This window comes from Ralstonia condita (genome assembly GCF_958405655.1).
Lineage (GTDB): Bacteria > Pseudomonadota > Gammaproteobacteria > Burkholderiales > Burkholderiaceae > Ralstonia > Ralstonia condita.
Map to the genome: position 1 here is coordinate 303,795 of NZ_CATYWO010000002.1, position 24,115 is coordinate 327,909.

The following is a 24,115-nucleotide window of genomic DNA, read 5'->3' on the forward strand; positions in this document are numbered from 1 at the left end:
GCGACGGGCGGTATCGTGTCGCGGTTTCCCGTGCGCCTGACATCGGTCAGCACGCCGGCTCTCCGCATTCCCCTATCCGCCCGTGACCCATCTCCCCACTCTCAGTTGGACCGACGCCGGCTCCGAAACCGACGCCGAAACCCACCACACCGCGTTGTGGCGCTCGGAAGCCGGCAACCCGCCGCCCAAACGCGTCGTCATTGCGGATGACCGCACCGCCGCCGATACCGCCTATCGCCTGGCATGCGAAGGCACCGCGCTGCTGTGGCATGGCGACTTCCAGAACGCACGCCAGCTGCTGCAAGCGATGTCGCGCCGCGCCGATCGCAAGCCACGCAAGACAGCCGAATCGGCCATCGACGCCTTCAACCTGCACCGCCAGGCGCAATCGCAGCGCGCGCGCACGCTGGGCATGCTGCTGATACCGCTCGATGCCGACTACACGGTCCCACTGCGTCGCGCCCCCGACGTGCGCGCAGCCTGCCGTGAGGCATATGGACCCAGCGATGCGGCTTCGGTGGTCTCGCTGCGGGAACTCCTCGGTCTGATCGGCGCGCACGAATGGCGCAAGAAAGGCGTTGAAATCCCCGCCCTGGGTGGCGGGCGCATCCACCCGCATTACGGCGTGTTCTCGCCCGTGCGCGGCGAATACATCGACCTGGTGGCGAACGCGCCGTTGCCGTCGACAGCGCTGGCATTTGATATCGGTACCGGCACCGGCGTGCTCGCAGCCGTGCTCGCGAAACGGGGCGTCAAGCATATTGTCGCCACCGACCAGGACCCGCGCGCACTGGCGTGTGCCCGCGACAATCTTGCACACCTCGGGCTCCAGTCGCAGGTGGAGGTGATCGAAGCCGATCTGTTTCCCGAAGGCCGCGCGCCTCTCATTGTCTGCAACCCGCCTTGGCTGCCAGCCCGGCCCAGCTCACCCATCGAACGCGCCGTCTATGATCCGGACAACCGCATGCTGCGCGGCTTTCTCGATGGCCTTGCCGCGCATCTGGAGCCTGCTGGCGAAGGTTGGCTGATCCTGTCGGACTTCGCCGAGCATCTCGGCTTGCGCACACGTGATGCACTGATGGCGATGATCGAGGCTGCAGGTCTGCAGGTCGTTGGCCGCGAAGACATCAAGCCGAAGCACCCGAAGGCGTCGGACCCGAACGATCCGCTCCACCAGGCCCGCGCTGCCGAGGTGACCTCGCTGTGGCGGCTCAAGGCACGCTAATGCCTTGCTGCCCCAGATAATCGAGCACGCCCTGTCCGGCGGCGGCGCCGCTTGCGAAACATGCAGTCAACAGATAGCCACCGGTCGGCGCTTCCCAGTCGAGCATCTCGCCCGCGCAGAACACGCCAGGCAATCGCTCGATCATCAGCCTGGCATCCAGCGCCTCGAACGCGACTCCGCCCGCCGTGCTGATCGCTTCGTCGATGGGCCGGGGGCGCAGCAGCGTCAGCGGTAGCGCCTTGATGGCCCGAGCAAGCTGCGCAAGATCGGCAAACGCCTCTTTTGACAGGCACTCGCGCAGCAGCCCCAGCTTGACGCCGGTGATGTTCAGCTTGCTCTGCAGGTGGCTCGACATGGACCGCGCGCCGCGCGGCCGCATCAATTCGGTGGCCACGCGCTGCGCGCTCCAACCGGGCGCCAGGTCCAGCCAGACCGTGACGGTGCCCGCCGCCGCCAGCGCATCGCGGATGGGCGCAGACAGCGCATAGATGAGGCTGCCCTCAATGCCCGTCTGCGTGACAACGCATTCGCCCTGGCGGAATTGCAGTGGGCCACCCTCGGCAGAAGGCAGGGCGATCGCCACGGACTTGACCGGCTGCCCCGCAAAGCGCTCCTGAAAATGCGCACTCCACGATGCGTCGAACCCGCAGTTGGCCGGCTGAAGTGGCGCCACCTGAACCCCGCGCGCTTCGAGCAATGGCACCCACGCACCGTTGGAGCCCAGGCGCGGCCAACTGGCGCCGCCCATCGCCAGCACCACGGCATCGGCCTGCATGTATCGCTCGCCGTCGGGCGTTTCAAAGCGCAGCGCGCTGGCGTTCTGCGCGTCGCCCCAGCCAATCCATCGATGCCGCATATGCAGCTTCACGCCCGCTTCGCGCAGCCGGTGCAGCCATGCGCGCAACAACGGCGCCGCTTTCATTTCCGTGGGAAACACACGGCCCGAACTGCCGACGAACGTCTCGATGCCGAGCCCATGAATCCATGCGCGCAATGCGTCGGGGCTGAAGTGTTCAATGAGCGGCGCCAGCGCATCGCGTCGCGTGCGATAGCGCCCGAGAAACGCATCGATCGGCTCCGCATGCGTGATGTTCATGCCGCCAATACCGGCCAGCAGGAACTTTCGCCCGGCCGACGGCATGGCATCAAACACTTCGACACGGACCCCGTTGCGGGACAGGACTTCCGCAGCCATCAAGCCGGCGGGGCCAGCGCCGATCACGGCAACCACGGGGGCGTTACGGGGTTCAGACATACAAGAGTGGGAAGACGTCGCGCGGGCCAGACAGGCGGGCCGCTATTGTTACATTGCCGCCTGGTGCGAGCAAACGAGGCGGGCCATGCAGCTGGCAGGCGGGTGACCCCGCCGTCGCCCGATCGGCTTTTCGGTAAACTGACGCGCTCATTCCCGATTTCCCTTGCGCTGCCGCACCTCGCGCTACCGGTGCGACACGCTGCCCAGGCTGTCCTGACGATGTCCAACAAGACCCACGAAATCCGCCCCAACCAGTCGATCGAGCTGCTCAAGGAACTGCACATCCTGACGCGCGACGGCAAGATGAACCAGGACAGCCGCCGCAAGCTCAAGCAGGTCTATCACCTGTTCCAGTTCATCGAGCCGCTGATGGCCGACGTGCAGCAGACCAAGGGGCATGTCACGCTGGTCGACCACGGCGCGGGCAAGTCGTACCTCGGCTTCATCCTGTACGACCTGTTCTGCAAGGAACAGCCCGGCGATGGCACCTCGCACATCTACGGCATTGAAACGCGCGAAGAGCTGGTCGAAAAGTCCACCGAACTCGCGGCGCGGCTGGGCTTCAGGGGGATGTCGTTCCTGAACCTGTCGGTGGCGGAGTCCATCACCTCGGATCGTCTCCCGCCCACCATCGACATCGTGACCGCGCTGCATGCCTGCAACACGGCCACCGACGATGCGATCCGTTTCGCGCTAGAAAAGCACGCGCAGTACATCGTACTGGTGCCTTGCTGTCAGGCGGAGGTGGCGGGCGTCCTGCGCAAGAACAAAAGCAAGTCGCTAGGCAATGCGCTGACGGAGATCTGGCGCCATCCACTACACACACGTGAGTTCGGTAGCCAGGTCACGAACGTGCTGCGCTGCCTGCAGCTCGAGGCCCACGGCTATCAGGTCAGCGTGACCGAGCTGGTCGGGTGGGAACACTCGATGAAGAACGAGCTGATCATCGCCCAGTACAAGGACCTGCCCCGCCGGCGCGCGACGGAGCGGCTGAACGAGGTCATCAATACGCTCGGCCTGGAAGAGCTGCACGAACGCTTCTTTGCGCCGGCCTGAAGGCGAGCCTGCACAGGCGGCAGCATCCGGGCGGATGGGCCAGCGCGCCTATGCCGCGCGCACACCGTCCTGTTGCGTGCGCTTGTCTTCGTACATGGCGACGTCGGCCTCGCGCAATGCCTCTTCAAGACGCTCGCCTTCCTGGCATGTGGCGCAACCCATCGCGAAGCCGAGCGACGGCCCCGAATAGAACTGGTTATTGAGTTCCACCAGCTTGCGCAGGCTTTCCATCAGCGCTTCGCCATCCTGCGCATCGGCGCCCGGCATCAGCACGGCAAATTCGTCACCACCGATGCGGGCGGCATGGGCAGGCTTGTCGATGGCCTTGGCGAGCACTTCACCCGCGCGCCGCAGCAGCGCATCCCCCGCCGCGTGGCCCAGTTGGTCGTTGACGGTTTTCAGATCATTCAGGTCGATCATGATCACCGTGACCGGGAACGGCCCCTTGCGCTCGAGCCGGTTGACTTCGTCCACGTAGAAAGACCGGTTCTTCAGCTTTGTCAGCACGTCATGCTTGCCGAGATATTCCAGGTAGGACTCGGCCTTCTTGCGCGCGGTGATGTCCGTCAATGCCAGCAGCACCATGTCCCAGTCCTGCTCGCGGCCGGGAAAGACGGAAAACTGCAGGTGGATGTTCAGCGGATTACCGTCCAGTGCGTAGTTGACGACCTCCCGCTGCTGGAACAGCCTGCCGTCCCACAGGTCGATCAGCTGCTCGCGGAAGTGTGAACGCATGTCGTCCCGAAAGACTTCGGACAGGCGGCCGAGCAGATCGCTGCGGCTGCGCGCCTTGAACATCTCCAGCGTGAAGCCGTTGACATCGAGCACCTGGATCTCCTGCATGCAGCGCTCGACAAACTCCGGATGCACGTCAGTGAACGTGCGGAAATCGGAGATGCCCTGCATGCGGACCTCGTCCAGCAGCATCTTGATCGTGCTGAAGTTCTCGACCCACAGCGATACCGGCGCGTGCTCAAACACGCCTCGCGCATAGAGCTGGCTGGCGGCGGCACGACGGCGGGCGTCCTCCAGTTCGGTGATGTCGTCGACGGCCACGAGCACGCGGTCCCACGGCTGGTGATGATCGGGCAGCAGTACGCCCTTGAGCAGGATGTCGAGTCGGCGGCCGTCGAGCGTGTAATTCACGCTGCGGCTTTCAAACGAGGGGCTGCCCGACCAGAGCTGTACAAGCTCGCCCACGTGGGCTTCGAGCATGTCGTCGCGCAGCACGTCGGCCAGACGCGCAGTGAGGGTTTCGGCATCCTGGGCGGCATACATGGCCAGCGTGCGACGGTTGACGCGCAGGACCTTGATGCAGGCCGAGCACGCCGCCACACGTGATACGTCCTCTTCCAGAAAGCGCTGCAGGTCGGTCACCCCTGCCGCGCGCCATTGGGCGAACAGTCGGTGCAGGTCGCTGTAATCCTCCAGCCAAAGCGAGGTGGGGGTGACATCGAAGAAGTCGATCAGGTCGACTCCCACGGCAGCAGGGCTGCTGACGCTATCGGACGCGGATTGCATGAATCGCTCAAGAAAAAAACACTTCGTAACCCTGCGAGCGTACCGGCTTTGTGCAACGCCGCGCACCACACAACCCTCATCCGGAAGGATTACCCCTAAGCCAAGGAAGCCGAGGCCGCCATTGCGCCGCAATACGTCGAAAAACACTGCAAAAGTTCCCGGGCTCGATTTTGCGCAAGCACCGCGCATTTAGCTTTGCTTTATACGGCATTGTAATTTCGCCCAACCGATTATTAAGAGATTTTCACTCACCAGATTTTGCATTGCATTTTTTCAATACTCATTGAAGAAAGCGGCAGCTCGCCTGGAAAATGCACGGAAACTGGCCGGCGTAACGTCCAAAAACTCCAAAGACACCTCGAAAATCAGCCGCGCGCGAATTAAAAAACTTCGTCTCGATTCATCGGCCATTTCCTCCAGAATCCGTCCATCCCGTGCGTGGGCTGTGATTTGCACCGCGCAACAAGCGGGGTATTCCTTATCTCGATTCTGCGGCCTGCCCCCTGATGTTTTTATTTTGAACTTCGGGCCGCCGATTCGTTTCCACCTCAGGAGAAATGCAATGCGGGATTCGACAACCCACCGTCGTACGGCCACGACACGCGCCACAAACCTCCGCTCGCGCCGGGGGTTCAAGCTGGCACTCGTCGCGCAGGCTGCCGCCGCAATGATTCTGGCCGCATGCGGCGGCGGCGGCGATGAAGCGCTCACACCGGCTGGCGGCAAGGTCGATGCCAACGGCTCGCAGCAGCAGGGCAATACCAATGCGCAGGCGCCGGCCGTCGATGCATCGGTGCCCCCGGTTGAACTGCCGGACACCATCAAGCCCGTCAACTACAAGCTGTGGTTCCGCCCGAGCGCAGACCTGAACAGCTTCTCGGGCCGCGCCGACGTGGAGATCAAGGTCACCAAGCAGACCGGCGCGGTGACGCTGGCCGTGCGTGACCTGAAGCTCGACGCCTCACGCCTGACGCTCACGCCCACCTCGGGCGGCGGTGCATCGCGCGTGCTGGTGCCGATTCCGCAATCGCAAGGGGCCTTCTACGACCTGCGCGACCCGACTGGAGACATCAAGCCCGGCAACTACGTGCTGCACATGGAATGGACGGGCACGATCAACTTCACCAAGGCCGAAGGCATCTTCAAGCTGGGCCTGCAGGCGGCAACGGGTGAGAGTTCAGACGCCATCGTCACGCAGGGCGAATCGAACTTTGCGCGCGAGTGGTTCCCGAGCTGGGATGAGCCGGCCTTCCGCAACACCTTCGAGGTGACGGCGGAAATTCCGGGCGACTGGAAGGCCGTGGCCAACGGCAGGCAGACGGGCGCCACCAAGCTGCCGGATGGCTATCAACAGGTGTCGTTTGCCAAGACACCGTCGATGCCGGCGTACCTGCTGTTCTTCGGCGGCGGCAAGTTCGACATCCTGGAAGACCAGTTCACCAACCCGCTCGATGGCAGCAGCATGCGCCTGCGCTGGTGGGTGCCGCCTGGCGAGGCGCACTCGGCAGTGGCCGGCATGCAGTTCACGAAGGAAGCGCTGAACCACTACTACAACTACTTCCAGATCCCGCTGCCGTTCGACAAGATGGACACCATCGTCGCCAACGACAGCTACGACAACAAGAACGCCGGCTTTGGCGGCATGGAGAACTGGGGCGCCATCTTCGAGTTTGCCGACCAGGTGCTGGTGCCGCCCGATGGCGCACCGACGACCGTCCACTCGATGGGCAAGGCACGCTCGTTCGTTGTGGTGTCGCATGAACTGGCGCACCAATGGTTTGGCGACCTCGTCACGCTGGACTGGTGGGACGACATCTGGTTGAACGAATCCTTTGCCAACTGGTTCGAGAACGTCACCAAGATCGCACTGCACCCGGAGTTCCAGGGCAACACGTGGGCCGACTATGCGGCCGTCAAGCAGCGCGTCTACACGCTCGACCTGCAGCCGACCTCGGTGCCGGTGCAGCACAACTTGAGTGATGCCGGCTCGATGGACTTCCTCGACCGCTTTGCCTACAACAAGGGCGGCCATGTCCTGCAGATGATCGAGAACTACGTCGGCAAGGACGCCATGCGCAAGGGGCTGCAGAGCTACCTGAACAAGTACAAGTTCGGCAACGGCACACCGCCGCGCCTGTGGGCAGAGTTGGAAGCCGCCAGCGGCAAGCCTGTCGGCAAGGTGGGCGACAGCTTTGTGCGCCAGACGGGCGTGCCGCTCGTCAGCATCGACGCGCAGTGCAACCCGGCCACCAACCAGAACGTACTGACGATCACGCAGAAGGCGTTCCCGAACAAGAACGTCTATTCCGGCTATCAGTGGAATATTCCGCTCACGATCGCCTACGGCGATGGGCTGGCGCAGACGCAGACGGTGGTGCTGGATCAGCAGACCGCACAGGTCACGCTGCCGACCTGCTCGGCCGTGCTGGCGAACCCCACGGGCCTGGACTACTACGTGACCAACTACAGCCCGACGCTGTGGAGCGCGCTGCTGGCGCAGGCCGGTTCCATCACCAACAAGGCGACGACGACCAACATCGCCGGCGATGCAACGCAGCTGTACAACGCGCAGATCATCGACAAGGCGCTGTATGACCAGATCGTTGGCATCCAGAACATGCAGCCGGCCGTCGCAACGCTGCGTGCACAGGCTGTGACGCCGACAGGCTCGCTGCGTCCGCAAGCGGTGCAGCTGCAACAGATGCAGAACATGGATCGCCCGATCCACAAGTTCCGCTACGAAGGTCTCATGAAGCATCTGACCGACATCAAGCGGTAAGCGCCAAAGCAAGCGGGCCGCTTCCCGTGTGTCTTGGGAAGCAGCCCGCTGCAACGTTGGCTCCTGATTTTCGGCGGACATGGTCCGCCGTTTTTCATGTGCGCATCACACGATCTTCAACCCGTGCGATGCAGGAAGGTGGCCTGAATCACATCGGTCATCCAGATGGCGCTGTCGCCGGTCTGGCCGTGCTCCAGCACCTTGACGGCGCTTTCGAACAGCACGCTGGCCAAGGCATCGGAGGCCACGATCTCGATGCGTACGCGCGGCACAAACTCCGTCAGGTCTTCCTTGATGGAATGCGCGCCGGCCTGCGAAGCCGTTGGCGGATAGGCATTCACTTCGGCCACCGTCATACCGGGAAACCCCGGGCAACTGCGCAGCGCTTCATGCATGCGTTCCAGCAGTTGCGGGCGCACTACGATGCGGATTTCCTTCATGCCTTCGACTCCTCATCAAACCATTTGTACAGCGTGGGCAGCATCACCAGCGTGAGCAGCGTGCAGGTCAACAGACCGCCGATCACCACGATGGCCAACGGCCGTTGCACCTCTGAACCCGGCCCCGTGGCAAACAGGAACGGGATCAAGCCCAGCATGGCCACCGTGGCCGTCATCATCACGGGCCGGAAACGCATGCGCGAGCCCAGCCGCACCGATTCCTCCACCGACATGCCCTGCTCGCGCAGACTGCGGATCGTGCTGACCAGCACCACGCCGTTGAGCACCGCGATGCCCCATAGCGCCACAAAACCCACCGATGCCGGCACAGACAGGTACTCACCCGTGACAAACAGGCCGATGATCCCGCCCACCGAAGCGAACGGCAGCACCAGAATGATCAGCGTGGCGTAGCGCACCGAGTTGAAGAGCAGGAACAGCAGGAAGAAGATGGCGGCCACCGTAATCGGCACGATCACCTTCAGGTGGCCCATGGCGCGTTCCATGTTCTGGAACTGGCCGCCCCATTCCAGGTAGTAGCCCTCGGGCAACTTGACCTTCTGCGCAACCGCCGCCTGCAACTCCGCCACGAAGCCGCCCAAGTCGCGGTCGCGCACATTCACGCCCACCACCACGCGGCGCTTGCCCAGTTCGCGGCTGATCTGCGCGGGGCCGTCGGTCACATCGATGCGGGCGATGCTTTCCATCCGCACTTGCGCGCCGTTGGGTGCGGCCACGATCAGGTTGCGGATGGCCTCCACGCTGCCGCGATATGCGTTCGGCAGGCGCACCACCGCGCTGAAGCGACGCTCGCCTTCGAAGATCTCCGTGGCCTCCTTGCCGCCGATGGCGGTTTCGATCACGTTGTGCACGTCGGCCGCGTTCAGACCATGGCGCGCAATGGCCTGGCGGTCGATCGCGATCTGCAGATACTGCTGACCGGTGATCCGCTCCACGCGCATGTCCTGTGCACCCTGGATGCCCTGCGCCACCTTGGCAATCGCTTCGGCCTTCTCGCGCAGCGTGTTCAGGTCATCGCCGAACACCTTGATGGCCACGTCGGAACGTACGCCGGTCACCATCTCGTCCACGCGGTCGGAAATCGGCTGCGCCATGACGATCTGCACGCCGGGCAGCACCTGTAGCGCCTTGCGCATCGCTTCGGCAATGTCGTCCTGGTTCCAGCCCTTGGGCCATTCGTCGCGCGGTTTCAGCGACACGATCGGCGTCGACTCGTTCTGGCCCTGCGGATCGGCTGGAGACTCACCTCGGCCCACGCCAGAGACGGCCGACTTCACACCCGGCACCTGCATCACCAGGCGCATGGCTTCCATCTCCATGCGGATCGACTCTTCCAGCGAGATGTTCGGCGCGCGGTTGATGCCTGGCACCACCGAACCTTCCTTCATCTCGGGAATGAACGCCGTGCCCAGGAACGGCATCAGCGCACCGGTGGCGAGAAACACCGCCACAGCCACGATCACGGTCTTGCGGCCGTTGTTCAGGCTCAGCTCCAGCAAGCGCAGATACGGCTTCTTCATCTTGCGGATCAGCCACGTGTCGTGCGCGTCGTGCTCGGCATGTGGGTCGTCGCTGTGCTCACCCTCAACGTGCTTGTGCGCCTTGGGCTTGAGCAGATACGACGACAACACCGGCGTCAACGTGAGCGACAGCACCAGCGAGAAGAACAGTGCAATCGCAATCGTGAAGGCCAGCGGCGCAAACATCTTGCCCTCCATGCCCTCCAGCGTCATCAGCGGCAGGAACACCAGGATGATGATGCCCACGCCAAAGATCACGGGCGTCGCCACCTCCGTCACGGCATGCAGGATCACACGCGCGCGGCTCTCGTTCGGATCGCGCGGCTTGGCCAGATGCGCAAAGGCGTTCTCCACCACAACCACCGAGCCATCGACCATCAAGCCGATGGCAATGGCCAAGCCTCCCAATGACATCAGATTGGCCGAGATGCCGAGCTTGTTCATCGCCATGAACGTCAGCAACGGCGTGAGGATCAGCGTGCCGACCACGATGAGCGATGAACGGATGTCACCCAGGAACAGCAGCAGCACGATCACCACCAGCACCACGCCTTCGGCCAGCACCTTGATGACGGTCTGCAAGGCCGAATCCACCAGCTCCGAACGCTCGTAATACGGCACGATCTTCAGGCTATCGGGCAGCATGCCGTCGTTGTTGATGGCCTTGACGCGATCCTGGATGCGGGCGACGACTTCCTTGGCATTGCCGCCGCGCATCATCATCACCACACCGCCAACGGATTCCGTCACGCCGTTCTTGACCACCGCCCCCGCGCGCACCGCCGTGCCGATCTTCACCTCAGCCACGTCGCGGATCGTGAGCGGCGTGCCGTTGACCTCCTTGAGCACGATGGCGCCAATGTCGTTGGTGTCGCGCACCAAACCCACGCCGCGAATCAGGTATTGCTCCGCAAAGTGCGGCAGCACACCGCCGCCCGAGTTGGCGTTGTTGGCGGCCAGCGCCTCGAACACCTGCTTGACCGTCACGTTGTGGTGGCGCAGGCGTTCCGGGTTGACGAGCACCTGATACTGCTTCTCGTAACCACCCTGCGAGTTGATCTCGGCCACGCCCGGAATGGAGCGCAGCAGCGGACGCACCACCCAGTCCTGCGCAATGCGGCGCTGCGTAAGTTCCTCCACCGAAAGCTCCTTGTCGCCGTCATCGGGCTTGTCGAGTGTGTACTGATACACCTCGCCCAGGCCCGTCGATACGGGGCCCAGCACCGGCGTCACACCCGCCGGCATGCGGGACTGCACCTCGATCAACCGCTCCATCACAAGCTGGCGCGCGAAGTACACGTCGGTCTCATCAGTAAAGACGAGCGTGATGAGCGACAGGCCCGGCTTGTTGAGCGAGCGCATCTCGGTCAGCGCCGGCAGGCCGGTCATCGCCATTTCCACCGGCACGGTCACAAAGCGCTCGACCTCTTCGGGTGAGCGGCCCGGTGCCTCCGTGGCGATCTGCACCTGCACGTTGGTCACATCCGGAAACGCATCAAGCGAGAGCTTGCGGGCGGCATCAAACCCGAAGAACAGCAGCACGGCGGCGATCACCGCCACCACGAGCCGTTGCTTGAGCGCGCCGCGAATCAATGCGTCGATCATGCGCCCTCCATCTCGGCGCGCTTGCGCTCATTGTTCAGATGGAAGCCGCCTTCAACGACGATCGGCTGCCCGGCCTGCACGCCGGAGACCACCGGGCGCACACCGTTCGATTCATCGCCGAGCTTGACCGGCGTGAGCTGGTAGTTCGTCTCGCTGGCGCGCACGAACACGTAGTCGCGGTTGTCTTCACGCACCACGGCGGAGGTTGGCACCACCACCCGCTCTTCCGGGCGCGACTGGATGAGCAGCGTGGCCAGCATCGACGGCTTGAGCGTGCGCTCTGCGTTGTCCACCTCGGTGCGCACCGTGACCGTCCGCGTTTGCGGGTCGACAATGTCCGACACCCAGATCAGCTTGCCGACAATGCGGTCGCCGGCGCCGGTGTCGATCTCCACGGCTTGGCCAGCGCGCACGCCGGCAGCGGCGTTTTCGGGCACTTCGCCCACCACCCACACGCGCGACAGATCGGCCACGGTGAACAGCTCGTCGGCCGGCTGCACCACCTGGCCGCGCGTTACCTTGCGCTCCACCACCGTGCCGCTGATGCTTGCCACCACGGGTGAGATCGATGACATGCCGCCGGTGCGCATCTTCGCCAGCGTGCCGGGCGATACGCCCATCACGCGCAACTGGTCGATGGCCGCGCGCACTTCGGCATCGGCCATTGCGAGTTCGCTCTGGCGCTTCTGGAGTTCGGCCGAGCCGATCACGTCGGCGGCCAGCAACAGCTTGGCGCGTCCCAGCGCACGCGCCTGCAAATCACGCTGCGCAGCAGCCTTCTGGTAGGCGAGCTGCGCGGCGCCAAGCTCGGTGCTGTGCAGTTGCGCGAGGATGTCGCCCGCCTTGACGCTCTGCCCCGGCGTGGCGACCAGCTCCGTCACACGACCCGTGACGGTGGCACCGATACGCGCCACGCGCTGTTCGTCAAACGCGATCTGCCCCGGCACGCGCAAGCGCTCGGCAATCGGCTGCTTGCCCACCGGCGCCACTTTCAGGCGCTGCACCAGCGTGGGCTGTGCAACCACGAGATTCGGGTCGACGGCCTGTTGCGCGGCCTTGGCATCGTTGGCGGCATCTTTGCCGCAGGCGCCAAGCAACAACATCGCTGCAAGGGCAACGCCGGCCAGCCGGATCGAAGAAGAGAAGGAAGCAGGTGCGTTCATGGTGAGGCTGGATTCATGGGTTCGGGAGGCAACGCGATGGCTCGGGCGTGTCATTGGGCCTCCGGGCGCAGGCGGTCGAGTTCAACGGCGGCGGTGCGCAGGTCTGCGCGTGCGGCAATCAGGTCGTTGCGTGCCTGGCGGAAGACGCGCTGGGCATCGAGGTAGTCGAGAATCCCGCGCTCGCCGTGGCGGTATGCGGCTTCGGCCACGCGCAGCGCCGATTCGGCCTGCTTGATGACGCCGGATTCGAGCGCGCTGACTTGCGACTCTGCGATCTCGTATTGGCGATAGGCGGACTCCACCGCCTGCCGCACACGCAACTCGCGGTCGCGCAACAGGGCGCGGGCGCGTTCGCGGGCAGCCACGGCTTCGCCCACCGGGCCTTCACGTCGGTCGAACAGCGGAATCGACATCACCAGGCCCACGCGGCTGTCCTGCAGATCGGGCTGGCGATCGACCGATCCGCGCAGCGCGAGCGACGGCCAGCGTTGGCTGCGCTCGTGCGCGAGACGCGCTTCGGCCTCGCGCACGGCGGCGCGATCGGCTTCCAATTCGGGATGGGTGGCGACGACCGTACTGACCAGATCGGCCAGGGGCGGCAGATGCGCCACGGATGGCGTCTCGGTGCCGGCATCGACGTCGAACGTGAGCGGTAGATCGGCGCCCACGGCACGGCGCAGTTCAGCCAGCGCCTGTTGCACGCGCAGTGCGGCGGCCTGCTCGTTGCGCTGCGCATTGAGCAGCTCTGCGTCGCCACGGATGAGTTCGTAGCGCGGGGCCTCGCCGGTTTCCACGCGCACGGCCACGCCACGGCGGATCTGCTCGACCAGCGTCACGTCTTCGCGCGCGTTGCGCTGCTCGGCCTCGCGGCGTACCACGTCGTAGAAACGCAGCTTCAAATCGGCCTCTACGTCACGTGCCTGCGACCGGGCAGTCGCCTGCGACGCCTCGTACGCGGCATCGGCGGCTTGCGTGCGGGCCGCGCGCTGCCACGGCAAGTCGAGCTTTTGCGTGATCGACACGCTATTGGTGCGGCCTTCCGCCGCACCCGGCATGCGGGCACGCTGGCGGCCGGCCATGGCTTCCACCTCGGGGTTGGGCCAGGCGCGCGCGGTGGCAGTGCCCGCCTGCGCGGCCTGCACCTGCGCCTGCGAAGCGGCGAGCGCCGGGTGGTTGGCGCGGGCCAACTCCAGCAACTGCGGCAAGGTGTAGCGCGGCTGCGGAAGAGCCTCGTCAGCGCGGGCAGTGGCGGTCTGGGCACCACGCGGTGAAGGCACTGGCGGCGCGGCATTGGTGTGGACGGCCATTGCGGCCAGCACAGCGAAAAGAACAGCACGTCGCGACGCGCGCGCACCGGCTGCGGGGCGCGGAGTGGCCGCATCCTGATTGGACAACATCCGAAATCATCCTGAAAAAGAAGAACAGGCAAGCGCGAGCGCGCAGCCGGTCAACAGACCAGTTGGCGCAGCACTAGCAACTCAAGGGGATGGTTTCCGGCGCATGCCGGAAGTCAGACGCGTGCGGGAGGACGCAGCATGGGGGCCGGCGTGGGGCCAGCCTGGAACGGAGGAAGAGAGACGCGGACGCGCGCGACACGCAAGCCGGGCATCAACGCCATGGGAGGCGGCGGCAGCCAGAGTTCTGGTGCGTCGCTGGGGTGATCGGGGGACGCTGCGCTGGTGGGCGGCGCGTCGGGCGCATCCTGAGCCTGTGCAACCCAATGCTGGATGTTGAAGCACTGGCTCGAAGCCTTGGCCGCCTTGCCGAGCACCGCATTCACGGCACGCTCGAAACGCGGGTTGGACACCGTTACCGGTTGGGCAGCGTCGAACGCATCATCCATGATGGCGTCAACGGCCTCCAATGCTTCGTCTGCGGCCTGGCCATCCGGAAAGTGGGTGGCCGAAAATACCGAAACGGTGAACAACAGGCACCAGACGGAGACGAGCCACCGCACGCTGCGCAGGCGCGAGCGCACGCCACGCGTGTTGGCGCGTGCCAGCGTGGGCGGGGATGACAGAAAGCTCGTCACAGACATTGGGCGCGGATACTAACAGGAAAATGGCAGCCTCTACGTATCCGGCAAGGCTCATTGTGCAGGCGAGTCGGTCATGCCGGGCGGCGCGTCATCGGGCTCGATCGGCTCGGGCGTGCTGTCCAGCGCAGGCAGGCGGATCACGATCGCGCAGCCCCTGCCGTGCGCATGTGCAAGGCCATCCTCGATCGCCACGGAACCATTGCCGAGCTCGACAATCCGCCGCACGATCGCGAGTCCCAGGCCACTGCCCTGCGATTGGCTCTCGCGCGGCCGATAGAAGCGTTCGAACACGCGCTCGCGCTCGTCGGGCGGGATACCAGGGCCGGTATCCTCGACGCGAAGCTCGACCATGGGTGCACCACCCGGCCCACCCCGCTCGATGCGCCTGACGGCTACGCGCACCTCACCGCCCTCGGGCGTTTCACGCACGGCATTGTCAAGGACGTTCTCGACCAGCGTGGCGGCGTCTTCGTGCGACACCGCGACCCAGGCCTGGCTGGCGCCCTCGTAGGACAACGTGATGTTGCGCCGCTCGGCGCGTGAGGCCTGCTGGATGACGCCGCTGCGGGCGCACCCCGCGAGATCGGACAGCGCGCCCTGCGCCAGTTGCGCCTCGACGCGTCGCGCATCGAGCCGCGCGATGGCAAGCAGCTTGGCCAGCGACTGGGTCGCGCGCGAGATGCCGCGATCGAACTCGCGCAGCGCCGTAGACCGGTCGTCTTCGCTATCCGAGTGCGATACCACATACGCCTGCGCCTGGATCGCAGCCAGCGGCGTGCGCAACTCATGCGCGGCATCGGCAAAGAACCGTCGGTCGGCTTCGATGCCGCGGCGCACCCGGGCGAAGAGCCCGTTGAGGGCATCTACCAGCGGTTTCAGTTCGGCATGTTCGACGCTCTGCACGGGGTCGAGATCGGCCGAGTCGCGCGACTCGACTTGCCGTGTCAGGGTACGCAGCGGCTTGAGGCCCTGATGGGCCGCCCACCCCACCATCACCATCAGCGCGCTGGCCAGGATGGCCAGTGCAATCGCCACTTCCTGAAAGAGGTCGCGAATGGCGCGCTCATAGGCGGACAGCGGCTGCGCCACCGTGGCGGTGATCTTGCCGTCGATGCTCTCGACCGTGTAGCTGCGCCACGGTTTGCCTTCCAGCATGACCTCGACCACCGCGCCCTGCACCTTGCCGCACGGCATGGTCGGTGCGCCGGGGAAGGCCGTGACGACGTTACCGGCGCGGTCGCACAGCACGTAGCGGAATTCGCCCGGGAGGATGTTGGGTAGTGACAAGCCCAGCTTGATGTTGGTGAGGCGGCGCAGGAATTCTTCGCGGCGCGGCACGTCGTCCATGTTGAGCGTGGTCAGGTCTGCATAGGCCTGGGCCGACATGCGCAGATCGCTCACCACTTGTCGGCTGTTGGTGCGCGAAATCTCCAGGTGTGCGATCACCAGTTGCACCAGCAGCATCAGCACGAGCGCCAACAGGATCAGCACATAGAGCCGGAACGATAACGACCGGACCCGCAGGATCGCCGGAACGGCAAGCTTCACCGGTTGCCCCCGATCATGTAGCCGACGCCACGGATGGTCTGGATGGTCTCGTTGCCGAGCTTGCGCCGCAGGTGGTGGATCACGACCTCGAGCGCGTTGGCGCTCACGCTGTCACCCTCGCGATAGAGCGCATCCATGAGCGTTTCGCGCGGCACCCAGCGATGGGCGCGGCGCACCAGCTCCAGCAGGAGCTGGTATTCGCGTGGCGTCAGCTCGATGACCTGGCCGTCCTGCGTGACCCGCTTCTGCGAGGGCTCGACGACCAGGTTGCCAACGCTCCACTGGTTGGTGCTTTGCCCCGCATGGCGACGCAGCACGGCGCGCAGGCGGGCGATCAGTTCGTCCACCGGAAATGGCTTGACGAGGAAATCGTCCGCCCCGGCATCCAGGCCCTTCAGGCGTTCTGACAGCGCATCGCGCGCGCTGGCGATGATGACGGGCACGTCGCGGTGCGCGGCACGCAGCTCCTCCAGAAAGACGTGGCCCTCGCCGTCGGGCAGGCCCAGGTCGAGCACGATCGCCTCGAAGGTGTTGGTGGTGATCCATTTCTGCGCGTCAACCAGGCGGCGCACCCAGGTCGCGTTGTAGCCGGCCTGACGCAGCGCCCGGGCCAGAGCAGTGCCCAGCGGCAAGTCGTCTTCGATGAGGAGGATGGCGTTCATGCGCGGAATCTCGGCAGATGGGCGGTAAACGGACAGCCGGCACCGGGGACACCGGCGCCGGCAAAGTCCGGAATCTACCGCAACGGACTGAGCTTTACCTTAAATGTGTGGCGCAATGTGACGATAAACCGTCTCGGCACGGGGCCTGGCTGGGCGCCTGCACGTCACATGCCTGCCCTGGGTAGGGTGACATCGCTTCCGTGGGTCGGCTCTGCGGTTGCCGTGTGCGATGTTGCCGCGGATCCGCATGACGGGCGATCGACACCTGATGCGGGACTTGGCGACAACCGCTTCACTTCGATGGCGGCCTGAACCATTTTTGGTGTCATCGGCAGGGCCAGCGTCTGGCACGTGTTCCAGGTGCCGGGGATCCCAGGACCTCACCCCCCCTAAAAATCCGCGCACGGCGGCGCGTGACCCCATTAAAATGCGCGCTTTGTTGCGCATTCCGGCCCCGCCCGCGCCCGCATCATCCATCGCGCCAGGAGGCCTGCTGCCCTGCCTTGAGCGCGAACCCGCCCACCCTCTCTCATCTGCCCGACGCGCGTGCGCCTTCACGCGACTATCAGGCGCGCCATTTCGTGCCGATGATCCTCGCGCTGAGCAAGTGCGGCGTGCTGGGGTATGCCTTCGCCATCCTGCTCGGCTGGGCGACCGGCATGCTGCAGACGTTGACGCCGCTGGTCGCCGCACTGGGCGTGATGCTGGTGATCGTGCTGACGGCGCAACGTCAGCGGCACACGGGCCTGTGGGCGCCACTGGCATTGGCACATCTGCTGACCGAGGAGGTCGCCATCGTGCTGTTCGGCCACCAGGCCGGGCTCGCGTGGGTGCTGCCCGCGTTCCACCTGATGCCGCTGGCCACCAGCCCCGCATGGCTGACCCGGCGCGATTTCGTCATTGCCATGATGCTATGCGCCGCAGGACCGCTGGCGGCCATCTTCACGACCAGCGCGCCAAAAGCGGACATCCACAAGGCGTGGCTCGGCCTGTTGCTGTACCAGCCCATCTGCATTGCAGCCGCTGCGGTCATTCACCACTACCTGCTGCGCGCGATGGCGCGCCACTTCGCCGCTGAACGCTCGTTGGCCGACCGCGCAAATACGGACCACCTGACCGGCATGCTCGCGCGCCAGCGCTTCTTCGAGCTGGGCGGCTTTGCCGTGGAGCGCGCCCAGCATCATGCCGAGCCGCTGTGCGCGCTCTACCTCGATGTCGATCACTTCAAGACCATCAACGACACGTGGGGCCACGCCGCCGGCGACGAGGCGTTGGTCGCGCTGTCGGAAGCGCTCGCGCGGGTGCTGCGCCCAAAGGACTTGTTCGGCCGTCTGGGCGGGGACGAATTTGCCATGCTGTTGCCGGGCTGCGGACTCGACGACACACTCGCCGTGGTCGACAGAATCAAGGCAGCCGTGGCGGCCAGCGAATCGCCCGTTGGCCCACTGACGATCAGCGTGGGGGCCGCACCCTTGCGCCGCGGTCAAGACCTTGCCCGCCTGCTGGCCGATGCCGACGTTGGTCTGATGGAAGCAAAGCGGCAGGGGCGCAACCGCGTCTGCGTACCAAGCGATCTGCTGCACAGCCCCGAGCTGGCGCAGTGACGCGGGCACGTTTTGTGCGGCGCCGCATCCCGTGACCTTGCACGGAGATGCCCATGGAGTGGCTCAACGCCCACACCTTCCTGCGCGTTCCCGCCCGCGACTGGGCTGCGGCCGCGCTCACCGTCGTGGCGGCTTATGCCCTGCTGTCGAGCATCCTGCGGCTGATCTGCAATCGGCTTGAAGCACACGCCCGCGACACCGGCCACCGCTTCGACGCCCTGACCGCCGCGGTACTGCGCGACACGCATCCGCTGTTCATCGGGCTCGCAGCATTGCTGGCGGGGTCCTACTTCATCGATCTGCCGAACCGGATTGCCAACAAGCTCGATCACGTGTGGTTCGTCATCATTGGCTTCCAGATTGCGCTGTGGCTCAATCGTGGCGTGAAGCTCTGGGCGCGGGAGCGGCTGTCCGCGCAGAGCAACGCCACCCGCAATCCGGTCATCACGTCAATGGTGGCCTGGGTCCTGCGCTTTGCGCTGTGGTCGATGCTGATGCTCGGCATCCTGGCCAATGTGGGCGTGAACATCACGGCCTTTGTCGCCAGCCTGGGCGTGGGCGGTGTCGCCGTTGCGCTCGCGGTGCAGAACGTGCTGAGCGACCTCTTTGCCTCGCTGGCCATCGGGCTCGACAAGCCCTTCGAAATTGGCGACTTCATCGTGGTCGAATCGATTGCCGGCACGGTACAGCACGTCGGTCTCAAGACCACGCGCATTCGCAGCCTGTCGGGCGAGGAAATCGTCACGTCCAACACGGCGCTGCTCAAGAGCACGATCCACAATTACAAGCGAATGTCGGAACGGCGCATCGTCTTCACCTTCGGGGTGACGTACGACGCGCGTGCGGCACAGCTGCAGAAGATTCCAGAGATCGTGCGCCGCGCCGTAGAGGCCGCCGGCAACACGCGCTTCGATCGCGCGCATTTCAAGGAGTTTGGTGAGAATGCGCTGAACTTCGAAGTGGTCTATTTCGTGACCGATCCGGATTTCAATCTTTACATGGACATCCAGCAGCGCATCAACCTGTCCATCCTAGAAGGCCTGGAGAACCTGGGCACTGCGTTCGCGCTGCCCACGCGCACCATCCAGCTCGTGCGCCGGGATGGTGAACCCGTGGAGCCCGAAGACCTGGGCGGCCATGCAGCTTCAGGCGGTGCGCCGCGCATGCGCACGCGTTAGCGCTTGACCGGCATGGCCTGGAACGCCGCATCGATGTTGCGCCACAAAGGCCGCGAGCGCGGCACCATGTCCTGCCGGAAATACCACCAGAAGTAGCCGCCCGCAAAGCGCGGATGCGAGATGGTCAAGCCGTAGTAGTGGGCAATCAATGCAGCCTTGCGCGCCGCATGCCGCGTACCGACCTCGCCGAAGCCAAGCACGGCGTGCGGAAACAGCCTGCCCAGGCGTCCAAACACGACATTCCAGTCGGGCGACGGGACCCTGCAGTCGTCTTCGTAGAAACTGATGAACACGTAATCGACGCCGTTGCGCAGGCTTGCCGGCACGCGGCTTTCGGTCCAGCGGAACATGGCGTGCGAGGGCTCTTCCGCACAGCCTTCGTTGTAATAGAGCGTGAGTGCGGTGCGGCCGCCATGCTGGGTGACGACGTCGTACGCGGCCACGGTCTTGTCGACCACGTCGCGGGGGCGTCCGGTCCACTCGCCGTTGATCTCGTTACCGATTTCCCAAACGTCGACATTGCTGCCCAGCGCCCCGACGTAGGCGTCGGCGCGCTCGCGCATCTGTCGGACGGAGTACTGCCTGAGCGTGGAGGAATCGGCCAGCTCGCCCATCACATAGGCCACGCGTCGAATGGCCGCCACCGGGGCAGCGTAGTCGGCCGCGCGCATCCCCTCGTCGAAGACGAGGCGCACGGTGGGTATGCGCGAGAGATGCGCCAGCGCATCGACCACGGCGGGCACATCGTCGACGGCGTCGACCGTCACGCCATACAGCGGCACAGGGCCGGCCGGCAGCGTACCGACTGGCTCCGCGCCCAACGTGCATGAGGATGCGCCCGACACCAGCAACGCCGCTGTCATCGCGCGCACCCTATGCATGGCTACTGCACCTTGCTGGCGTCGGCCCAGGTGAACCCAAGGCTGGTGATGCCGCTGATGATGGTCTGGAAGTCGGTAAAGCCTGGCGTGCCAAGATCCGGCTCCAGCCAGAACGGGTGGAAGAAGAACGACGCAAATCCATCGCGCACGGCCAGCGCGTAGTTCGCGTTGGTCAGGATGTCCTGCGCCGTGTAGGTCAGGCAGGACGACGGATCGATATTGCAGATGTTGTATTCCACGTTGCCGAGGTTTTCAGGCAGCACGCGCTGGTTGTAGTAGTCCTTCTGAATGATGTAGGGGAAGAACTGGCCCACCGAGAAGTCATGCCCGGCCGTGGTCGAGTTCAGCGTCTGCGGGTTGTCCGACGTGTAGTACACCACGCGCTGATAGGTCGTCTTGAAATACTGCGGCACCGCCTTGATGGACAGCGGGGACGACTGGTAGTGAGGCGCTTCCCAGGCAAACGGGAAGTAGCCGTTGAGCTGGAATTCCAGCAGCCCCGCGGAGAGCCGCCCTGCCGCCCATTGCGTCGAATCCTCATTCACCGGCCGGTTCTCCGTGGCGAGCCAGAACTCGAAGTCATTCGCGCTGACCGCGTTGATGAGGTTCGGGATGTTGCTGTACTGGTGCGTGTAACCGTGCATGAGCACCCGGCCGCCACGATTCTGGGCATAGTTCAGGGCCTGCTTCAAACCCGTTGCATTGACCAGGTGGATGGTCTGCGCCACGCCGCCGTTGTACACACCATTCGGATCGGTATACAGCGGAATGGTCGCAATGGAGAACGGGATCTTCTTGCTGTACAGGTAATCCGTGAGCGTCTTCATGGAAGACACGGTGGTGGTGGCGTTCACGTCTTCCAGCCGGACCATGGCACGGTGCAGGGTCGCCTGGTTCGTGCCGAGAATGTCGTGCAGCAGGTCGCACATGGCCAGGTATCGGTCGCGTGGGCCGATATAGGAGAACGGCATGTCGGCGAAGTACCAGAAGTTGCCGGAGCGCATGACATAAGGTGCGGTCTCCTGGGTGACCGAGTTGGTGATGGTCACCAGGCTCGTCGCCTTGGTGGCGTCCGCCACCGAGGTCACGCCGATATCCGGATCCGCGCTGATGGCACCGGTCGTGGCGTTGTAGGCGTAGTACTTGGTCATCGTCAGGTTCTTGTACGACACCGTGTCGAAGAATCCCGGATTCGGCGCGCTTGCCGAAGGTGCCGCGTTCAGGCCCCGCAGGCCGACAAAGTTGATGCCGTAGCGCGAAGTGAACGGATACGCCGTATTCCAGGCCAGTTCCCACAGGTTGTACTTGAACCAGACCACGGTCTTCTGCGTGGTCGTCACGTCCGACAGGAAAGCCGCCGGGATCGGGTTGTTGTAGTAACTCCCCATGTAGAACGTGGCGGCATACTGCTCGGTCATGCCTGCCGTGTAGTTCTGCACGGGCAGCAGCGTGATCGTCGTGTTGAAGTGCGCGAGCAGGTTGTACAGCATGATGGCGTAGGCCTTGCCCAGATTGGTGTACTGGTCGTTGGGCGGCGCGTCGTACAGCACCAGCATCTTGGCTGGCGTGGTTTGAGCCGATGCCGTTGCACCCACCGTCACGCACACAGGTCCGATACCGATGGTGCATGCAGAAGTCTGCGCCGTTCCGCCCACCGAGACGCCAAGCAGGCTGCCAGCAAACACCAGCACGCAGAGAAACTTACCAAGCAATGTCTTCATGATGACGCTCCGACTCATGGTCGATACACCGAGCCATCCGCTTGGCGGTAGAGCCCGAGGTTGAAGTTGGGGCCACGATCGTGGCCGCGTTCCGTGCCGGCGACTTCTGTCTCCGGCATGCCCGGCCGGACTTCCGTGATGACGGCTGGCCGGGGCGGGGGGACCACCTGACCGTTCTCGTCCATGACACCGTAGCCATAGGCGCGGGGCCCTCCTGTCACAGCCTTGGGTGTAGCCATCGCCAGAACGGCCGGCTGTACGGGCTGGGCGACCTTGACCGTTCCTTGCGAAGCGGATGCCGTCGGTTTTGGATCAGCATCGCTGCCGGGGGATCGCAGTTGGGAGGCGCCGACGACAACCGCCGGCGCCCCCGCATTGCCGGCCCAGGGGGGGCTACGATGAGCCAGCCGGCAACCAGTGCGGAGGCGAGCAACACGCCACCCCCGATTCGTTTCGCTTTCATCAATACCTCCTAGCGACGTGAGCGCTGATGCACGGACGACGGCCCCTGCGCAATGGCACGAGCCGCTTCCAGATGGATGATCTCGGCCTCGCTGGCCGGCTTGCGAACGAGTTGTGGCCCGCGCACTGCGCTCTGCGGTTGTGCGCCCAGGGCAGTCTTCAGCGCAGCCACGATGCGCCGGCACGCCTGCCCGTCGCCATACGGGTTGTGGGCGTGGGCCATCCGCTCGTATTCAGCCGTGTTGCCGAGCAGCAGCTCAGCCTCGTCGACGATGCGCTGTGTGCTGGTACCCACCACGCGTGCGGTGCCAGAGGCCACGGCTTCTGGCCGCTCGGTGGTGTCGCGCGTGACGAGCACCGGCTTGCCGAGCGCGGGCGCTTCTTCCTGGATGCCCCCTGAATCGGTGACGATCAGGTAGGCGCGCGCCATCAGGTACACAAACGGCAGGTAGTCCTGCGGTGCAATGAGGTAGACGTTGTCGTGACCGGAGAGGATGGCGTTGACAGGCTGCTGCACATTCGGGTTCAGGTGCACCGGATACACGATCTGCACGTCCGGATGCCGTGCGGCCAGCACCCGCAGCGCCACGCAGAAGTTCTCGAACGGCTCGCCGAAGTTCTCGCGGCGATGCCCCGTGACGAGAATCATCCGCCGCCGCGGATCGAGAAACGGATAACGCGCCGCCATCTCGGCCGACAGCGCGGTATCGTCGTCCAGCCGTGCCTTGACGGCGAGCAACGCATCGATGACGGTGTTGCCGGTGAGCGTGACCTGGTCGGGATCAACGCCCTCGTCCAGCAGATTCTGGCGTGACTCGGCGGTGGGTGCAAAGTGCCACGTGGTGACGGCATCGGTCACGCGGCGGTTCAATTCTTCAGGCCACGGTGACCAGATGTTTCCGGTGCGCAACCCCGCCTCGACATGCCCCACCGGAATGCGCCGGTAAAACGCGGCGAGGCTTGCTGCCAGCGTGGTGGTCGTATCGCCGTGCACGAGCACGGCGTCGGGCTGGTACACGTCGAGCACGCCGTCGATGCCACCCAGCACGCTGGACGTGATGTCCGACAGCGTCTGGCCCGGCCGCATGAGGTTCAGGTCGAACTCCGGCACGATGCCGAACAGCTCGAGCACCTGATCAAGCATCTGCCGATGCTGAGCGCTCACGCACACTGCCGATGTCAAGCCTGCCTCGGCCTGCAACGCCTTGACCAACGGCGCCATCTTGATGGCCTCCGGGCGTGTGCCGAACACGGTCAAGATCTTCCCTGTCATGATTTCCCCTGTCGTCTGCTCCGCCGCATCGAAAGTGCGACGACGGATGCGTCGCTTCCGACGCCGGCACAGACTCCGCTGTTGAGCGAAGGCCATGCCATGCGTCCCGCTTTGACTCACCATGGCGCCGCGACGCCGCCATGCGGACGCCGCTGCGATCTCT

Annotated in this window: 18 protein-coding genes; 5 read left to right on the plus strand and 13 right to left on the minus strand. The window is 64.7% G+C overall.

Features of this window, described 5'->3' with window-relative positions; all coding sequences use genetic code 11:
- Positions 1-82 precede the first annotated feature (82 nt).
- Complete coding sequence (locus R2N03_RS07940; protein ID WP_316657119.1) at positions 83-1,225, plus strand: methyltransferase; 1,143 nt, start codon at positions 83-85, stop codon at positions 1,223-1,225.
- Here the strand turns inward: R2N03_RS07940 and R2N03_RS07945 are convergent.
- Positions 1,212-2,480: a TIGR03862 family flavoprotein gene (locus R2N03_RS07945; protein ID WP_012430637.1), complete on the minus strand. Its 1,269-nt coding sequence runs from the start codon at positions 2,478-2,480 to the stop codon at positions 1,212-1,214. The genes R2N03_RS07940 and R2N03_RS07945 overlap by 14 nt on opposite strands.
- A gap of 219 nt (positions 2,481-2,699) precedes the next feature.
- Between R2N03_RS07945 and R2N03_RS07950 the strand changes: the two genes are divergently transcribed.
- The gene (locus R2N03_RS07950; RefSeq protein ID WP_316657122.1) at positions 2,700-3,536 is read left to right on the plus strand and encodes a class I SAM-dependent methyltransferase; all 837 of its coding nucleotides are present in this window, start codon (positions 2,700-2,702) and stop codon (positions 3,534-3,536) included.
- Positions 3,537-3,584: 48 nt separating this feature from the next.
- On the opposite strand, the gene R2N03_RS07955 is transcribed toward R2N03_RS07950, so the two are convergent.
- The gene (locus tag R2N03_RS07955; protein ID WP_316657124.1) at positions 3,585-5,057 is read right to left on the minus strand and encodes a sensor domain-containing diguanylate cyclase; all 1,473 of its coding nucleotides are present in this window, start codon (positions 5,055-5,057) and stop codon (positions 3,585-3,587) included.
- A gap of 562 nt (positions 5,058-5,619) precedes the next feature.
- On the opposite strand from R2N03_RS07955, the gene R2N03_RS07960 reads away from it, so the two are divergent.
- Positions 5,620-7,836, plus strand: coding sequence for a M1 family metallopeptidase (locus tag R2N03_RS07960; protein ID WP_316657126.1), 2,217 nt, complete (start codon positions 5,620-5,622; stop codon positions 7,834-7,836).
- Between the two features lie 116 nt (positions 7,837-7,952).
- Here R2N03_RS07960 and R2N03_RS07965 read toward each other — a convergent pair whose 3' ends face one another.
- The 7 genes from R2N03_RS07965 to R2N03_RS07995 all read right to left on the minus strand — a co-directional run bounded on the left by R2N03_RS07965 (position 7,953) and on the right by R2N03_RS07995 (position 16,833).
- The gene (locus R2N03_RS07965; RefSeq protein ID WP_182557788.1) at positions 7,953-8,276 is read right to left on the minus strand and encodes a P-II family nitrogen regulator; all 324 of its coding nucleotides are present in this window, start codon (positions 8,274-8,276) and stop codon (positions 7,953-7,955) included.
- Positions 8,273-11,422 carry an efflux RND transporter permease subunit gene (locus tag R2N03_RS07970; RefSeq protein WP_316657129.1) on the minus strand — a complete coding sequence of 1,050 codons (3,150 nt, stop codon included), beginning with the start codon at positions 11,420-11,422 and terminating at the stop codon, positions 8,273-8,275. Before R2N03_RS07970 ends, R2N03_RS07965 begins: the two co-directional genes overlap by 4 nt.
- Complete coding sequence (locus tag R2N03_RS07975) at positions 11,419-12,639, minus strand: efflux RND transporter periplasmic adaptor subunit (RefSeq protein ID WP_316657131.1); 1,221 nt, start codon at positions 12,637-12,639, stop codon at positions 11,419-11,421. Before R2N03_RS07975 ends, R2N03_RS07970 begins: the two co-directional genes overlap by 4 nt.
- Positions 12,636-13,982: a TolC family protein gene (locus tag R2N03_RS07980; protein ID WP_012430644.1), complete on the minus strand. Its 1,347-nt coding sequence runs from the start codon at positions 13,980-13,982 to the stop codon at positions 12,636-12,638. Before R2N03_RS07980 ends, R2N03_RS07975 begins: the two co-directional genes overlap by 4 nt.
- A gap of 113 nt (positions 13,983-14,095) precedes the next feature.
- Positions 14,096-14,623: a hypothetical protein gene (locus R2N03_RS07985; RefSeq protein WP_012430645.1), complete on the minus strand. Its 528-nt coding sequence runs from the start codon at positions 14,621-14,623 to the stop codon at positions 14,096-14,098.
- 51 nt (positions 14,624-14,674) lie between these two features.
- Complete coding sequence (locus R2N03_RS07990; RefSeq protein ID WP_012430646.1) at positions 14,675-16,171, minus strand: ATP-binding protein; 1,497 nt, start codon at positions 16,169-16,171, stop codon at positions 14,675-14,677.
- Positions 16,168-16,833 (minus strand): response regulator, encoded by a 666-nt coding sequence (locus R2N03_RS07995; protein ID WP_012430647.1) that lies wholly within the window; start codon positions 16,831-16,833, stop codon positions 16,168-16,170. The genes R2N03_RS07990 and R2N03_RS07995 overlap by 4 nt, the downstream gene beginning before the upstream one ends.
- A 503-nt stretch (positions 16,834-17,336) precedes the next feature.
- Between R2N03_RS07995 and R2N03_RS08000 the strand changes: the two genes are divergently transcribed.
- Both R2N03_RS08000 and R2N03_RS08005 read left to right on the plus strand, forming a co-directional pair.
- The gene (locus tag R2N03_RS08000) at positions 17,337-18,437 is read left to right on the plus strand and encodes a GGDEF domain-containing protein (RefSeq protein WP_316657136.1); all 1,101 of its coding nucleotides are present in this window, start codon (positions 17,337-17,339) and stop codon (positions 18,435-18,437) included.
- 53 nt (positions 18,438-18,490) lie between these two features.
- Positions 18,491-19,615: a mechanosensitive ion channel family protein gene (locus R2N03_RS08005; RefSeq protein WP_012430649.1), complete on the plus strand. Its 1,125-nt coding sequence runs from the start codon at positions 18,491-18,493 to the stop codon at positions 19,613-19,615.
- On the opposite strand, the gene R2N03_RS08010 is transcribed toward R2N03_RS08005, so the two are convergent.
- From R2N03_RS08010 to wecB, 4 genes are all read right to left on the minus strand, one after another.
- Positions 19,612-20,496 (minus strand): hypothetical protein, encoded by an 885-nt coding sequence (locus R2N03_RS08010; RefSeq protein ID WP_182557782.1) that lies wholly within the window; start codon positions 20,494-20,496, stop codon positions 19,612-19,614. The genes R2N03_RS08005 and R2N03_RS08010 overlap by 4 nt on opposite strands.
- A gap of 2 nt (positions 20,497-20,498) precedes the next feature.
- Positions 20,499-22,217: a DUF2334 domain-containing protein gene (locus R2N03_RS08015; protein WP_012430651.1), complete on the minus strand. Its 1,719-nt coding sequence runs from the start codon at positions 22,215-22,217 to the stop codon at positions 20,499-20,501.
- 14 nt (positions 22,218-22,231) lie between these two features.
- A complete protein-coding gene (locus R2N03_RS08020) occupies positions 22,232-22,456 on the minus strand; it encodes a hypothetical protein (RefSeq protein ID WP_012430652.1) in 225 nt (74 codons plus the stop codon).
- A gap of 233 nt (positions 22,457-22,689) precedes the next feature.
- Positions 22,690-23,952 carry a non-hydrolyzing UDP-N-acetylglucosamine 2-epimerase gene (wecB, locus tag R2N03_RS08025; protein WP_316657142.1) on the minus strand — a complete coding sequence of 421 codons (1,263 nt, stop codon included), beginning with the start codon at positions 23,950-23,952 and terminating at the stop codon, positions 22,690-22,692.
- Positions 23,953-24,115 lie beyond the last annotated feature (163 nt).

Coding starts and splice junctions, on each gene's coding strand:
- R2N03_RS07945 (WP_012430637.1), bottom strand. CDS start 2,480: ATGTCTGAACCCCGTAACGCCCCCGTGGTTGCCGTGATCGGCGCTGGC.
- R2N03_RS07950 (WP_316657122.1), top strand. CDS start 2,700: ATGTCCAACAAGACCCACGAAATCCGCCCCAACCAGTCGATCGAGCTG.
- R2N03_RS07955 (WP_316657124.1), bottom strand. CDS start 5,057: ATGCAATCCGCGTCCGATAGCGTCAGCAGCCCTGCTGCCGTGGGAGTC.
- R2N03_RS07960 (WP_316657126.1), top strand. CDS start 5,620: ATGCGGGATTCGACAACCCACCGTCGTACGGCCACGACACGCGCCACA.
- R2N03_RS07965 (WP_182557788.1), bottom strand. CDS start 8,276: ATGAAGGAAATCCGCATCGTAGTGCGCCCGCAACTGCTGGAACGCATG.
- R2N03_RS07970 (WP_316657129.1), bottom strand. CDS start 11,422: ATGATCGACGCATTGATTCGCGGCGCGCTCAAGCAACGGCTCGTGGTG.
- R2N03_RS07975 (WP_316657131.1), bottom strand. CDS start 12,639: ATGACACGCCCGAGCCATCGCGTTGCCTCCCGAACCCATGAATCCAGC.
- R2N03_RS07980 (WP_012430644.1), bottom strand. CDS start 13,982: ATGTTGTCCAATCAGGATGCGGCCACTCCGCGCCCCGCAGCCGGTGCG.
- R2N03_RS07985 (WP_012430645.1), bottom strand. CDS start 14,623: ATGTCTGTGACGAGCTTTCTGTCATCCCCGCCCACGCTGGCACGCGCC.
- R2N03_RS07995 (WP_012430647.1), bottom strand. CDS start 16,833: ATGAACGCCATCCTCCTCATCGAAGACGACTTGCCGCTGGGCACTGCT.
- R2N03_RS08005 (WP_012430649.1), top strand. CDS start 18,491: ATGGAGTGGCTCAACGCCCACACCTTCCTGCGCGTTCCCGCCCGCGAC.
- R2N03_RS08010 (WP_182557782.1), bottom strand. CDS start 20,496: ATGCATAGGGTGCGCGCGATGACAGCGGCGTTGCTGGTGTCGGGCGCA.
- R2N03_RS08015 (WP_012430651.1), bottom strand. CDS start 22,217: ATGAAGACATTGCTTGGTAAGTTTCTCTGCGTGCTGGTGTTTGCTGGC.
- R2N03_RS08020 (WP_012430652.1), bottom strand. CDS start 22,456: ATGGCTACACCCAAGGCTGTGACAGGAGGGCCCCGCGCCTATGGCTAC.
- wecB (WP_316657142.1), bottom strand. CDS start 23,952: ATGACAGGGAAGATCTTGACCGTGTTCGGCACACGCCCGGAGGCCATC.